We start from the raw sequence: 13,927 nt of genomic DNA, 5'->3' as shown, positions 1-13,927 counted from the left end.
GTGCCTGGGACCGGATTGTGTCCGGGCTCAGCCTTCGAAGATCGCGCTGAAGCGCTTGCGGGCGGCCGGCTCGTCGGCCAGCGCCTTGGCGGCGTCGAACGGCATCAGCTTGATCGCGCCGCGGGCCGGATAGCCGGCCGGCAGGGCGACGTCCGGATGGGCCGAGACATAGCCCTGCCTCAGCGCCAGCTCCTGGCCGTCCTTCGAGATCAGGAAATCGACCAGGGCCTTGGCGGCTTCCGGGTTCTTGCTGCTCTTCAGGATCGCGACCGGCTCGCTCACCGCCGAGACGCCTTCCTTCGGGAAGACGAACTCGACCGGGGCGCCCTTGGCCTTCTCGCGGATCGGCATGAAGTCAACGATCATGCCGTAGAGCTTCTCGCCGGTGGCGACCTGGCGCAGGATGTCGCCATTGGCGCCGGCGGCGAGCGCGCCGTTCCTCTGCAGGTTCTCGTAGAAGCTCCAGCCGCCCGGCAGGTTGCCGGTCAGCGTGATCGTGTGGATCATCGCCGCGCCCGAATTCAGCGGGCTCGGCATGGCGAGCTGGCCCTTCGCCTCCGGCTTGGCGAGGTCGAGCCAGCTCTCCGGCTTCAGCGTCGCCTTGGTGTTGTAGACGATGCCGGTGGTGATCAGCTTGGTCGCGAACCACATCTTGGCGGGGTCATGGACGCCCGCGGGGAAGGCCGACACGTCGGCCTTCTCATGGGCGAGCAGGCGGCCTTCCTTCTTCAGGCCTTCCATGGTCACGGCATCGGCGATCAGCAGGACGTCGGCCTGCGGTGCGCCGGCCTCGATCTCGGCCCGCAGCTTGGCCATCACGCGCGGCGTGCCGTCGCGGACGAAGCTGATCTCGACCTTGGGATACTTCGCCTTGAAGGCGTCGATCGTCTGCTGGGCGTCGGTGTTGGGCTGGCTGGTGTAGAGCACCAGCTTGCCTTCGACGGCTCCGGCGGCATTGAGAGCCGGGAAGGCCAGGCCGAGCGCAAGGACGGCGGTGGTCGCGAGAGCGCGCATTGAAAACTCCGCTGGTCTGCCGCGCGGCGAGATCGCGCGAACGTCAGGATGTGGATCGTGCGGCGCGGGGTAAGCTGCGCTCATGACACATCCGTGACATTGTCCTCTTTGACGCGACCGGGCTGCGCCGTCAAAGCCGATTCATGCAGGTTCCAGCGGAGGGATGGCGGTAGCGTGGCGCCGAGCGTCGCATGAAAATCGTGCAACCCAGCCGCTTGTGAGTTGCATGGCTCATCGACTAGTGTTTATGAGGAGGCGGCAAAAAAGCCCAATCTAAACGTTTGAAATGGGAGGTTACCATGAAATCCGTGCGCTCTCTGGCTGCCGGCGCAGCCTTGGCCGCCATCGCCGCCGGCTGGTCCGGAGCGGCGCTCGCCCAGGAGACGGTGACCGTCTGGTTCACCAAGGGCTTCTACAAGGGCGAAGACGACGCGCTTCTCTCCGTCGTAGACAAGTTCCAGAAGGCGACGGGCGTCAAGGTCGATCTCTCCCTCTACGCCACCGAGGACTGCGTCACCAAGTCGGTCGGCGCCGTCCAGGCCGGCACGCCGCCGGATGTCGGCTTCTGCACCACCTATGATTTCCGCACCACCGGCCAGTGGGCCTTCGAGGGCAAGCTCGAGGACGTCACCGACGTGCTGGAGCCGATCAAGGCGCAGATCCAGCCGCAGGCGCTGGCGACGACCTTCCTGATGAACGACAAGACCAAGAAGAAGGCCTATTACGCCTTCCCGGTCCAGCAGCAGATGATGCACATCACCTACTGGAAGGACATGCTGGAAGAGGCCGGCTTCAAGGAAAGCGACATCCCGAAGGGCTGGGACGGCTACTGGGACTTCTGGTGCGACAAGGTCCAGGGCGCGGCGCGGGCCAAGGGCAAGCGCATCTACGCCGTCGGTCATCCGCTCGGCGTCGCCGCTTCCGACACCTTCTACAGCTTCCTGACCTTCGCCAACGCGCACAACGCCAAGATCGTCGACGAGGACGGCAAGATCGTGCTCGACCAGCCGGCCAACAAGGCGGCGATGGTCAAGGCGGTGAAGGACTACGCCAACATCTCCCAGCGCGGCTGCACGCCGCCCTCCTCGGTGAACTGGCTCGACCCCGACAACAACGTCGCCTTCCACAACCGCACGACGATCCTGACCCACAACGCCACGATCTCGATCGCGGCCAAGCATCTCGACGACATGAACAACCAGGCCCTGACGCAGGAACAGCGCGACCAGGCCAAGAAGAACTATTACGACAACATCCGCACGGCCGAGTTCCCGAACAAGCCGGACGGCTCGCCGATGACCAACCTCGCCGCGGTCAAGACCGCCGTCGTCTTCGCCGACGGCAAGAACAAGAAGCGCGGCAAGGAATTCATGGCCTTCATGATGAAGGACGAGAACCTGCGTCCCTTCGTCGAGGGCTCGGTCGGCCGCTGGTTCCCGACCACGGTCGAGGCCGCCAAGGCCGAGTTCTGGACCGGCGCCGATCCGCACCGCAAGATCGTCCACAAGCAGTACACGGACGGCACCACGCCGTTCCAGTTCGTCTACAACTACAAGTTCACCACGGTGAACGCCGAGAACGTCTGGGCCAAGGCGGTCAACCGCGTGCTGGTCGACAAGGTCTCGCCGGAGCAGGCTGTCGACGAGATGATCGCCCGCATCAAGCAGATCGCCGGCTGACGCCGGCATAGCCCTAGCCGACAAATACGGCACCCCGCGGCGCGACCTCGCCGCGGGGTGCCGGCCCGTCTCCGGCGACGGGGCCCATCTGAGGGAGAACGACACGATGACCACGGCAGCGATGGCGCCCCCCGCAACCGTTTCAAGCCAGGCGACCTCGGGACAGGCCCGCGACCGCGTGCTCTGGGGCGTGCTCATGCTCGCGCCTTATCTTGTCGTCTTCGCAGTGATGGTGGTCTATCCCGTCGCCTATGGCCTCTGGCTCGGCCTCAACTGGCAGTCCTACAAGGCGCTTTTCGCCGACCCGATCTTCGTACGCACGGTGGTCAACACCGTCGTCTTCCTGTTCATCGCGGTGAACCTGAAGTTCCTGATCGCGCTGTTCCTGTCGGGTTTTTTCGTCCAGCAGCGCGCCTGGATCCGCTTCATGCTGGTGTTGTTCATCCTGCCCTGGGCGGTGCCGTCGATCCCGACCATCCTGTCCTTCCGGGTCATGCTGAACCCCGAGAACGGTATGATCAACCAGCAGCTCTTCCAGTGGTTCGGCATCATTGAGGGCCCGGGCTGGCTGACCGATCCGACGCTCGCCTTCGCCTCCTCGATCCTCGTCCATATCTGGAAGTCGCTACCGTTCTGGACGCTGATCCTCGTCACCGGCCGGCTCGCCATCGCGCAGGATCTCTACGAGGCGGCCAGCGTCGACGGCGCCAACAGATGGCAGCAGTTCCGCTTCATCACCTGGCCCTCGCTGGCGACGCTCTACGTCACCTCGACGCTGCTCTCGATGATCTGGACGCTGGGCGACTTCAACAGCGTCTACCTGCTCACCGGCGGCGGCCCGGGCGATCTCAACCACGTCTTGGCGACGCTCGGCATCCGCTACATGCGCAACAACAACCTCGACCTCGGCATCGCCTCGATCATCTGCGCGATGCCGCTGATCCTGCCCATGGTCTGGTTCATGGTGAAGCGTCTCTCGAAGGGAGCCGAGTGATGAAAAAGGTTCTCGACGAGGGCAAGCTGATCCTGATCGCCATCCCCGTGCTGATCTGGACGCTGCTGCCGATCTACCACCTCTTCGTGCTGTCGATCTCGACGCAGGAATCGATGCTCGCCGGCAAGCTCTGGCCGGAGAAGCCGACGCTGCAGAACTTCCAGATCGTCTTCAACCAGCAGCACTATTACCTCAACAATTTCTGGCTGCAGCTGTTCAACAGCTTCATGATCGCGATCGCGACCGGGCTGCTCACCTTGTTCATCGCGACCTGCGCCGCCTTCGCGATCTCGCGGCTGAAGGCGCCGGGCGGCCGCTCGATCATGAATTTCGCCCTGGCGACCTATCTGATCCCGGCCGCGTTCCTCGCCATCCCCATGTACAAGGCGATGGGCACCTTCGGCTTGCTCAACACCCGCATCGCGCTGATCCTGGCCATGGTGGCGCTGGCCTCGCCCTATGCGATCTGGGTGCTGAAGCAGGCTTCGGACAAGCTTCCCAAGGAGCTCGACGAGGCCGCGATCATGGACGGCGCCAACTCGCTGCAGCTCTTCCGGCTGGTCTATCTGCCGCTGATGAAGCCTTCCATGGTGGTGATCGGCATCTATGCGCTGCTGCTCGCCTGGAACGAGTATCTCTATGCCTTCCTGCTGCTCTCCAGCGAAAGGGCAGTGCCGCTCGCCGTCGGCCTCGGGCTCTTCCTCTCGGCCGACGACGCGCCCTGGAATCTGCTGATGACGGCCGGCCTGATCTACGCCATCCCTCCGGCGGTGATCTATTACGGCTTCCGCAAGAACATGGTCACCGGCCTGACCTCGGGCGCGGTGAAGAGCTGACGGCTTGCTGTCTTTCAAGGGCGGCCGCAGGGTCGAGCCCGGAACCCATGACCACGACGCTGCTCCAACTCGTCATGCTCGCCCTTGTGGCGAGCATCCACGTCTTGAACACCGCATGCGATCAGTGGAGCGAAGGCGTGGATGGTCGGGACAAGCCCGACCATGACGGAAAGGGCGGTGTTCATGGACTCCGGGCTCTTCGCGGAGGCTGTCCTTGGGCCGACCGAAGGTCGGACCCGACGGCGAGGCCCGGATGACGGCACGGTTCAGTTCACAAAAGCTCGCAATGACGGCCGGCAGGCTTCATATTGTTGGCGGGACCGATGACAACTCTTACGGATGACGTGATGACCGCCTCAAAGCTTGACCAGCTCCGCGCCATGACCACCGTCGTCGCCGACACCGGCGACATCGAGGCCGTGCGTCGCCTCAAGCCCGTCGACTGCACCACCAATCCGACCCTGCTGCTCAAGGCGGTGGAGACGCCGGCCTATGCATCGCTCGTCGAGGAGGCGATCTCCTGGGGCAAGCGTCACGGTGGGCCTAGTGCGGTCGAGGCGGTCTGCGACCGGCTCGCCGTCACCTTCGGCACCGAGCTGACCAAGATCGTTCCCGGCCGGGTCTCGACCGAGGTTGATGCCGATCTCTCCTTCGACACGGAAGCGACGATCGCCAAGGCGCGTGACATCATCGCCGCCTATAAGGAGCGCGGCGTCGGGCGCGAGCGCATCCTGATCAAGATCGCCTCGACCTGGGAAGGCATCCAGGCGGCGCGCGTCCTGCAGGCCGAAGGCATCGACTGCAATCTGACCCTGCTCTTCGCCCTGCCGCAGGCGGTCGCGGCGGCCGATGCCAAGGCCTTCCTCATCTCGCCTTTCGTCGGCCGCATCCTCGACTGGCATGTGAAGGCGGGCGGCGGTCCCTACACCGCCGAGACCGATCCGGGCGTCGTCTCGGTGAAGAGCATCTACGCCTACTACAAGGCGTTCGGGATCAAGACCGTGGTCATGGGAGCCTCCTTCCGCAACACCGGCGAGATCGAGGCGCTGGCCGGCTGCGACCGGCTGACGATCGGCCCCGGACTGCTCGATGAACTGGCCGCGGCCACCGGCGATCTGCCGCGCAGGCTCTCACCGGCCGCATCGCCGCAAGTCGCGTCCCCTGACGGCGCAAAGAAGATCACGCTCGACGAGAAGGCCTTCCGCTTCGCCATGAACGAGGACGCGATGGCGACCGAGAAGCTTGCCGAGGGCATTCGCGGCTTCGTCAAGGATCTGCGCAGCCTGCGCAAGCTCGTCGCCGCCAAGCTCGACGAGGCCAAGGCCGCGTGAGTTCTGTGGCTTCGGAGAAGGTCGCCGTCGTCACCGGCGGCGCCAAGGGCATCGGCCGCGCCGTCTGCGAGCGCTTGGCGCAGGACGGCTTCCTCCCCGTCGTCTGGGATCTCAGGGAAGGCGAGGGCGGTCACGCCTTCGTCGCCTGCGATGTCACCGACGAGGCGCAGGTCGCTGCCGCGCTTGAGCGCACCGAGCGCGAGCATGGCCCGATCGCGGTTCTCGTCAACAATGCCGGCTTGACCGGCCCTTCGACCACGGTAGCCGATACGCCATTGGCGCAATGGCAGACGATTCAGGCGGTCAACCTGACCGGCACCTTCCTCAGCTCGCGCGCGGTGGCGGCTACGATGGTGCTGCGCGGCCATGGCCGCATCGTCAACATCGCCTCGCTCGCCGGCAAGGAGGGCACGCCGACGCTCTCGGCCTATAGCGCTGCAAAAGCTGGCGTGATCGCGCTGACCAAGGCCCATGGCAAGGAGCTCGCTGGCACCGGCGTCCTGGTCAATGCCGTGGCGCCGGCTGCGATCGAGACGGAATTGCTGCAGCAGATGAGCGCCGAGACGGTCGCGACCATGATCGGCAAGAGCCCGCTGAAGCGGCTCGGCACGGTCGAGGAACTGGCGGAGCTGGTCGCCTGGCTCGCCAGCGACAAATGCAGCTTCTCGACCGGCGCCGTCTTCGATCTCTCGGGTGGCCGTGCGACTTACTGAGCCAGGGCAGCCGCGTTGACGTCCGTCTTCGTCGCCAGCACTGGGACGACTGGCGCGGTGATGGAGGGCGTGAAATAGGCCCGTCCGCGCGCGGCGGCGGCTTCCAGTGTCTGCTGCTGAGCCTTCGTCAGCCGCTTGGTGCCTTCCAGCGCGGTGAAATCGCTCGTCTCATGGCCCGATGAGCGTTGGCCATCGAAGACGACGACGCCGCTGCGGGTGACGACGATGTCGCCCTTCCGCAGTGTGGGATCGCGCAGATACCAGTAGGCGTCGCTGGCCGGGTCGAGCTTGACCGTGGGCTCCGCCGGTTTGGTGCTGGCGGGCCGAGGCTTGCTTGGCCTTGGCCTGAGTGCCGGTCCGTCCGGAATGCCGATCATGGCCGGTGGGCTCGGATTGCCGAAGATCACCCGTGTCAGGTCGTCGAGGAAACCGGCAGCCTGCGCCTGCGGCGTCATGGCGAGGCCGAGGCTGCCGGTCACGGCGATCGCCAGGACCATCCGTCGTGTCATAGTCGAACCTCCCGCTCCTGCGTCGCCGGTTGCGTCGCGCTTGTTCGTATCAGCGCCGCAATCGACAAGATCAGGCGCCCGCTCCTCACAAACGAGGAACGGGCGGGAAAGTTCAGTAGGCTCTCAGCCTTGCGCGGCGATTGCCTCGGCGCGGATGGTCGACAGCGATTTTGCCGGGGTGATCGCCTCGGGGTCGAGCAGGCAGTGGATGATAGCCGGCTTGCCGCTGCTCAGTGCCCGCTCGAAGGCCGGAGCGAACTCCTCGGTGGTCTCGACGCGCTCGCCATGGCCGCCGAAGGCTCTTGCATAGGCGGAGAAGTCGGGGTTCTTCAGCGTCGTCGCCGAGACCCGGCCGGGATAGTGCTTCTCCTGGTGCATGCGGATCGTGCCGTACATGCCGTTGTCGACGACGATGACGATCACCGGCAGCTCGTATTGCACCGCCGTCGCGAAATCCTGGCCGTTCATCAGGAAGCAGCCATCGCCGGCAAAGGCGATTACCGTCCGGTCAGGGAAGATCCGCTTGGCGCCGATCGCTGCCGGCACCCCGTAACCCATCGAGCCCGAGGTCGGCGCGAGCTGCGTCGCGAACCTGGTGAAGCGATGGAAGCGATGCACCCAGGTCGCGTAATTGCCGGCGCCGTTGCACAGGATCGCGTCGGCCGGGATGTTGCGGCGCAGCCAGGTCACCATCTCGCCGGGATGGAATTTTCCGGGCACCGGCGCCGGCTGCTCGCTCCAAGCGAGATAGGCGTCATGCGCCTCGGCGGCCGCACCGGCCCACGGGATCACCTGCGGCGGATGCACCGTCTCGAGCGCGGCGCAGAAGGCGGGCGGCGAGGCGTTGATCGCCAGCTCCGGCCGATAGACGCGGCCGAGCTCTTCGGCATCGGGATGGACATGCACCAGCGGCCGGCCGGGATTGGGGATGCCGAACAAGGTATAGGACTGGCTCGGCATTTCCGAGAGCCGCCCGCCGACCAGGAGCACGAGGTCGCTGTCCTGGATGCGCTTCAGCAGTTTCGGGTTGGGGCCGATGCCGAGATCCCCGGCGAAGTTCGGATGATCGGCCGGGAAGACCATTTGCCGGCGGAACGAGACCGCGACCGGCAGGTCGAAGCGCTCGGCGAAGCGCTGGAAGCGTGCGATCGCCTGCGGGTCCCAGCGCGAGCCGCCGAGGATGGCGATCGGTGCCTTCGCCGCCCAGAGCCGTTTCTGCAGGTCGATCGTCTGCAGCAGGGAGGGGTGCGTCTCGGTGACCTGGTAGGGCGCTGCGTCCGGCACGCCGGCGAGATCGGTCAGCACATCCTCGGGCAGCGCGATCACCACCGGCCCGGGCCGGCCGGCGGTGGCGACATGGAAGGCGCGGCTGATGATCTCGGGGATGCGGGCGGCATCGTCGATCTCGGTCGCCCATTTGGTCATCGTGCCGAAGACGGCGCGGTAGTCGAGCTCCTGGAAGGCCTCGCGCTCGCGCATGCCGCGCTCGATCTGGCCGACGAACAGGATCATCGGCGTCGAGTCCTGGTCGGCGATGTGGATGCCGGGCGAGGCATTGGTCGCGCCTGGGCCGCGCGTCACGAAGCAGATGCCGGGCTTGCCGGTGAGCTTGCCGGCGGCCTCCGCCATCATCGCCGCGCCACCCTCGGCCCGGCAGATGGTGACCTTCATGTCGGCGTCGTGCAGGGCGTCGAGCACGGCGAGATAGCTCTCGCCCGGCACGCAGAACGCGTCGGTCGCGCCATGGATCAGGAGTTGGTCGACGAGGATCTGCCCGCCTGTGCGAGGTCCGGTCATTGAAACATCCGTCCTAGTTAGCTAAGTTGGTCAGGTTGAGTGAGGAGACGGCGATGACGCGCGTCACCATCCATGAAGCCAAGACGAACCTCTCGCGCCTGATCGAGCAAGTCGAGAAGGGCGGCGAGGTCGTGATCTCGCGCCGCGACAAGCCGGTGGCGCGGCTGGTGCCGATCGAGACGGCGCGGCCGGAGCGCAAGCCGGGGCGCTTCAAGGGCCAGTTCGATATCGGGCCGGAGTTTTTCGAGCCGCTTCCGGAAGAGGAATTGCGGCTCTGGGAGGGCCATGGCGATTGAGGCTGCTGCTCGATACCTCGACCTTGCTGTGGTTCTGGCTCGGAGGCCGGACATTGAGCAGGCCAGTCATGGATGCGATCACCGATCGCAATCATTTGGTCTATGTCAGTCCGATCTCGGCGATGGAGATCGCGACAAAGCATCGGGTCGGGAAGCTGCCCGGGGTTGAGAATGTCCTCGCGACGTTCGATGAGGCGCTCGAAGCGGATGGATTTCAGTCGCTTCCGGTTCTGAACATGCACGCTCGCCTGGCGGGCTCCATACCCGGTGACCATCGCGATCCGTTCGATCGTTTGCTGGCGGCGCAGGCGATTACCGAGGGACTGCTTCTCGTCGCGTCCGACGCCGCCTTCGACACCCTCGGTGCCCGCCGCCTCTGGTGAATCGGCCATTCAGCCGCCTCCGCCCCAGGCCGGGTCGTTCAGGATCTCTTCGGCATGCTCGCCGAGGCGCGGGCTCGGTCGGCTGGCCACCTGCCTGACACCGTCGAGTACGATCGGCGAGGCGACGGTCGGTGTCGAGCCGGCCCTGGCCGCCGGGTTCTTCAGGTCGACGCGCACGCCGCGCGCCTTCACCTGCGGGTCGGCGAAGACCTCCTCGATCGTGTTGATCGGGCCGGCCGGCACGCCGACCGCCTCCAGCTTGGAGAGCAGGTCGAGCTTGGCGAAGCGGCTTGTCAGCGCGTTGAGCCGCGCGGTCAGGGCGACGCGGTTGGCGACGCGCGAACGGTTGTCAATGTAGTCGGGCTCGCTGGCGAAGCCGGCATCGCCGACCGCCTCGCAGAGCTTGCGCCACTGCCCGTCATTGCCGGTGGCGATGATGATGTGCCCGTCCGCCACCGGGAAGACGTCGTAGGGCACGATGTTGGGATGAGCATTGCCGAGGCGCTGCGGCGCCTTGCCGGAGGTCAGATAGTTCATCGCCTGGTTGCCGAGCACGGCGACCTGCGCATCGAGCAGCGCCATGTCGAGGACGGCACCTTCGCCGGTCGCATCGCGCCGGCGCAGCGCAGCGAGGATGCCGGTGGTGGCGTAGAGGCCGGTATAGATGTCGGCGACGGCATAGCCCGCCTTCATCGGCGCGCCCTGGGGCTCGCCGGTGACCGACATCGGCCCGCCCATGCCCTGGACCAGGAAGTCGTAGCCGGCGCGCGGCGCATAGGGCCCGTCCTGGCCGAAGCCGGTGACCGAGCAGTAGATCAGGCGCGGATAGGCCTTGCGCATCGAGGCGGCGTCGAGTCCGTATTTGACGAGGCCGCCGACCTTGAAGTTCTCGATCACGACGTCGGCATGGGCGGCGAGGCGATGCACCAGCGCCTGGCCTTCCTCCGTGCGAAAATCGGCCGTGATCGAGCGCTTGCCGCGATTGGCCGAGTGGAAATAGGCGGCCGAGAGATGCTCCTCGCCCATGCCCTCGACGAAGGGCGGCCCCCATTTGCGAGTGTCGTCGCCCTCGGGCGCCTCGACCTTGACGACATCGGCGCCGAGATCGGCGAGCAACTGGCCGATCCAGGGCCCGGCAAGGATGCGCGCCAGTTCGAGGACGCGCAGGCCGGCGAGGGGAGGGGCATTGGACATCGACTGATCCACGTCGTCATGGTCGGCCTTGAGCCGACCATCTCTTCGGGAGTCTGGTTCGGGGAGAGATGGCCGGGTCAAGCCCGGCCATGACGGGCAGGGCTCAGAAGAACGCCTGCAGCCCGGTGACGGCCCGGCCCAAAATCAGCGCGTGGACGTCATGCGTGCCCTCATAGGTGTTGACCGTCTCGAGGTTCGCCGCATGGCGCATGACATGGTACTCGATCGAGATGCCGTTGCCGCCATGCATGTCGCGGGCCTGGCGGGCGATGTCGAGCGCCTTGCCGCAATTGTTGCGCTTGACCAGGGAGATCATCTCCGGCGCCATCTTGCCTTCGTCGAGCAGGCGGCCGACGCGCAGCGAGCCCTGCAGGCCGAGGGTGATCTCGGTGACCATGTCGGCGAGCTTCTTCTGGAAGAGCTGCGTCTGGGCCAGTGGCTTGTTGAACTGCTTGCGGTCGAGCCCGTATTGGCGGGCGCGGTGGAAGCAGTCCTCGGCGGCGCCCATCGCGCCCCAGGAGATGCCGTAGCGGGCGCGGTTGAGGCAGCCGAACGGACCCTTGAGGCCCGAGACGTTCGGCAGCAGGTTCTCTTCCGGCACGATCACGCCGTCCATGACGACTTCGCCGGTGATCGAGGCGCGCAAGGAAAGCTTGCCGCCGACCTTCGGGGCGGAGAGGCCCTTCATGCCCTTTTCGAGGATGAAGCCGCGGATCTGGTTGTCATGCGCGGCCGACTTCGCCCAGATGACGAAGACGTCCGCGATCGGCGAGTTCGAGATCCACATCTTGGAGCCGGTCAGCTTGTAGCCGTCGGCGACCTTCTCGGCGCGGGTCTTCATGCCCGCGGGATCGGAGCCGGCATCCGGCTCGGTCAGGCCGAAGCAGCCGACCCATTCGCCCGAGCCGAGCTTGGGCAGGTACTTCTTGCGCTGGTTCTCGTCGCCATAGGCGTAGATCGGGTACATCACCAGCGACGACTGCACCGACATCATCGAGCGATAGCCGGAGTCGACGCGCTCGACCTCGCGGGCGACGAGCCCGTAGGAGACGTAGTTGGCGCCGGCGCAGCCATACTCTTCCGGGACGGTGACGCCGAGCAGGCCGAGCTCGCCCATTTCGTTGAAGATGCCGCGCTCGGTCTTCTCCTCGAGATAAGCCTCGGCGACGCGCGGCTGCAGTTTCTCCTGCGCGTATTGGCGCGCGGTGTCACGGATCAGCCGCTCATCCTCAGAGAGCTGCTCGTCGATCAGGAATGGGTCTTCCCAGTTGAACTCCGCCAGCTTGTGGCTATGGGCGGTCTTGCGCGCGGCCTCGGCCATGGTTCGTCTCCCTGCTGTTTGGATCGTCATGGTCGGGCTTGACCCGACCATCTCGGAAACCAGCTGGCTGGTTCTGAGATTCTCGGGTCTGCGCTGCGCTTCGCCCGAGAATGACGGCTTATCGATCACGCATCCACGTCGAAGCTGACGCCCTGCGCCAGCGGCAGCGTGGTGCCGTAGTTCAGCGTATTGGTGGCGCGGCGCATATAGGCCTTCCAGGCGTCCGAGCCGGCCTCGCGGCCACCACCCGTTTCCTTCTCGCCACCGAAGGCGCCGCCGATTTCGGCGCCGGAGGGGCCGATATTGACGTTGGCGATGCCGCAATCCGAGCCCTCGTCGGAGACGAACAGCTCGGCCTCGCGCATGTTCAGCGTGAAGATCGAGGAGGACAGGCCGGCGCCGACCGCGTTCTGAATGGCGATCGCTTCGTCGATCGACTTGTACTTCATCACATAGAGGATCGGCGCGAAGGTCTCGCGCTCGACCGGGCCGCACTGGCTGGGCATCTCGACCAGGGCGGGGCGGACATAGAAGCCGCCGGAGCCGACATCGACCTTTTCGCCGCCATGGACCTTGCCGCCCTCGGCCTTGGCTTCGGACAGCGCCTTCTGCATGCCCTGATAGGCGGCCTCGTCGACCAGCGGGCCGACCAGCACGCCGGCCTCGCGGGGGTCGCCGATCTTCACTGAGCCGTAGACCTTGGCGAGTTTCGGCACGAGCTGGTCGTAGACGCTCTCATGCACGATCAGGCGGCGCAGCGTGGTGCAGCGCTGGCCGGCAGTGCCCATCGCCGCGAAGGCGATGCCGCGCAGAGCGAGATCGAGATCGGCCGAGGGCGCGACGATCGCGGCATTGTTGCCGCCGAGCTCGAGGATGGCGCGGGCGAAGCGGGCGGCGAGCTTCTGGCCGACCTCCTTGCCCATCCGGGTCGAGCCGGTGGCGGAGACGACGGGGACGCGATGGTCCTGCACCAGGATGTCGCCGAGCTCGCGGCCGCCGATCAGGATTTCCGACAGGCCGATGGGGGCTTCGGGGCCGAAGCGCTTCATCGCCTTGAGAGTGATCGCCTGCACGGCGAGCGCTGTCAGCGGGGTCTTCTCCGACGGCTTCCAGACGACACTGTCGCCGCAGACGAAGGCGAGCGCCGCATTCCACGACCAGACCGCGACCGGGAAGTTGAAGGCCGAGATCACGCCGCAGACGCCGAGCGGATGCCAGGTCTCCATCATGCGATGGTTCGGGCGCTCGGTCGCGATGGTCAGGCCGTAAAGCTGGCGCGACAGGCCGACGGCGAAGTCGCAGATGTCGATCATTTCCTGGACCTCGCCGAGGCCCTCGGAGGTGACCTTGCCGGCTTCCAGCGTCACCAGCAGGCCGAGATCGGCCTTGTGCGTGCGCAATTCCTCGCCGAGCAGGCGGACGAACTCGCCGCGCCGCGGCGCCGGCACCTTGCGCCAGGCGAGAAAGGCCGACTGGGCCCGGCCGATCGCGGCCTCGGCCTCGGCCGGCGAAGTCTCGCGCAGCGTCGCGACCGTTTCGCCGGTGATCGGCGAACGGGCGCTGAGGCCGGCGCCGGCATAGGCGCTCTCAGGCACGCCGAGGCGCTTCAGCAAAGCGAGGGCGTCTTTCGGAAGGGAGGTCGTCATGGTGTTGATCCTGATCGCCAGCGAACCACAGCCCTCATTACGAGGAGCGCTTCCAAAGGAAGCGCGTCTCGAAGGATGCTCCAATCGACTGCAGTGATGCAGTCTGGAGCATCCGTCGAGACGCCGCTACGCGGCTCCTCAGGATGAGGGCTCGTATTGGGCTGCGAGCTGCAGCCCGGCATTCGACCGCACAATGCCCTCTTCCAGCCGCTCT

The 13,927-nt window shown here is 66.1% G+C and carries 13 protein-coding genes; 7 read left to right on the top strand and 6 right to left on the bottom strand.

The genetic code is table 11. The features are described 5' to 3' along the window. Positions 1–27 precede the first annotated feature (27 nt). Positions 28–1,014, bottom strand: coding sequence for an ABC transporter substrate-binding protein (locus BMZ69_RS03425; RefSeq protein WP_092154882.1), 987 nt, complete (start codon positions 1,012–1,014; stop codon positions 28–30). Between the two features lie 299 nt (positions 1,015–1,313). Here BMZ69_RS03425 and BMZ69_RS03420 point away from each other — a divergent pair, with 299 nt between their 5' ends. The 5 genes from BMZ69_RS03420 to BMZ69_RS03400 all read left to right on the top strand — a co-directional run bounded on the left by BMZ69_RS03420 (position 1,314) and on the right by BMZ69_RS03400 (position 6,567). Continuing rightward, positions 1,314–2,693: an ABC transporter substrate-binding protein gene (locus BMZ69_RS03420; RefSeq protein WP_092154880.1), complete on the top strand. Its 1,380-nt coding sequence runs from the start codon at positions 1,314–1,316 to the stop codon at positions 2,691–2,693. A gap of 121 nt (positions 2,694–2,814) precedes the next feature. Then, on the top strand, positions 2,815–3,687 hold the full coding sequence (locus BMZ69_RS03415; RefSeq protein WP_092155457.1) for an ABC transporter permease subunit: 873 nt from the start codon (positions 2,815–2,817) through the stop codon (positions 3,685–3,687). Beyond that, positions 3,687–4,523 carry a carbohydrate ABC transporter permease gene (locus BMZ69_RS03410; protein ID WP_092154878.1) on the top strand — a complete coding sequence of 279 codons (837 nt, stop codon included), beginning with the start codon at positions 3,687–3,689 and terminating at the stop codon, positions 4,521–4,523. Before BMZ69_RS03415 ends, BMZ69_RS03410 begins: the two co-directional genes overlap by 1 nt. A 347-nt stretch (positions 4,524–4,870) precedes the next feature. Next, entirely contained in the window at positions 4,871–5,854 is a 984-nt protein-coding gene (gene tal / locus BMZ69_RS03405) for a transaldolase (protein ID WP_092154876.1), read from the top strand. Further along, positions 5,851–6,567: an SDR family NAD(P)-dependent oxidoreductase gene (locus BMZ69_RS03400; protein WP_092154874.1), complete on the top strand. Its 717-nt coding sequence runs from the start codon at positions 5,851–5,853 to the stop codon at positions 6,565–6,567. Before tal ends, BMZ69_RS03400 begins: the two co-directional genes overlap by 4 nt. On the opposite strand, the gene BMZ69_RS03395 is transcribed toward BMZ69_RS03400, so the two are convergent. Together BMZ69_RS03395 and BMZ69_RS03390 are read right to left on the bottom strand one after the other, a co-directional pair. After that, positions 6,561–7,076 carry a hypothetical protein gene (locus BMZ69_RS03395; RefSeq protein ID WP_139218965.1) on the bottom strand — a complete coding sequence of 172 codons (516 nt, stop codon included), beginning with the start codon at positions 7,074–7,076 and terminating at the stop codon, positions 6,561–6,563. The genes BMZ69_RS03400 and BMZ69_RS03395 overlap by 7 nt on opposite strands. A 123-nt stretch (positions 7,077–7,199) precedes the next feature. Next, a complete protein-coding gene (locus tag BMZ69_RS03390; RefSeq protein WP_092154870.1) occupies positions 7,200–8,873 on the bottom strand; it encodes a thiamine pyrophosphate-binding protein in 1,674 nt (557 codons plus the stop codon). Between the two features lie 53 nt (positions 8,874–8,926). Between BMZ69_RS03390 and BMZ69_RS03385 the strand changes: the two genes are divergently transcribed. Beyond that, positions 8,927–9,169, top strand: coding sequence for a type II toxin-antitoxin system Phd/YefM family antitoxin (locus BMZ69_RS03385; RefSeq protein ID WP_092154868.1), 243 nt, complete (start codon positions 8,927–8,929; stop codon positions 9,167–9,169). After that, complete coding sequence (locus tag BMZ69_RS03380) at positions 9,166–9,552, top strand: type II toxin-antitoxin system VapC family toxin (RefSeq protein WP_210187985.1); 387 nt, start codon at positions 9,166–9,168, stop codon at positions 9,550–9,552. The genes BMZ69_RS03385 and BMZ69_RS03380 overlap by 4 nt, the downstream gene beginning before the upstream one ends. 9 nt (positions 9,553–9,561) lie before the next feature. On the opposite strand, the gene BMZ69_RS03375 is transcribed toward BMZ69_RS03380, so the two are convergent. The 3 genes from BMZ69_RS03375 to BMZ69_RS03365 all read right to left on the bottom strand — a co-directional run bounded on the left by BMZ69_RS03375 (position 9,562) and on the right by BMZ69_RS03365 (position 13,713). Next, entirely contained in the window at positions 9,562–10,746 is a 1,185-nt protein-coding gene (locus tag BMZ69_RS03375; protein ID WP_092154866.1) for a CaiB/BaiF CoA transferase family protein, read from the bottom strand. A gap of 103 nt (positions 10,747–10,849) precedes the next feature. Continuing rightward, the gene (locus BMZ69_RS03370) at positions 10,850–12,067 is read right to left on the bottom strand and encodes an acyl-CoA dehydrogenase (RefSeq protein WP_092154864.1); all 1,218 of its coding nucleotides are present in this window, start codon (positions 12,065–12,067) and stop codon (positions 10,850–10,852) included. A gap of 125 nt (positions 12,068–12,192) precedes the next feature. Then, positions 12,193–13,713 carry an L-piperidine-6-carboxylate dehydrogenase gene (locus BMZ69_RS03365; protein ID WP_092154862.1) on the bottom strand — a complete coding sequence of 507 codons (1,521 nt, stop codon included), beginning with the start codon at positions 13,711–13,713 and terminating at the stop codon, positions 12,193–12,195. Between the last annotated feature and the right edge of the window lie 214 nt (positions 13,714–13,927).

It is taken from the genome of Allobosea sp. CRIB-10 (assembly GCF_900112185.1).
Lineage (GTDB): Bacteria > Pseudomonadota > Alphaproteobacteria > Rhizobiales > Beijerinckiaceae > Allobosea.
The sequence above is the reverse complement of the archived record's forward strand: the minus strand, read 5'-3'. Positions and strand labels throughout refer to the sequence as shown.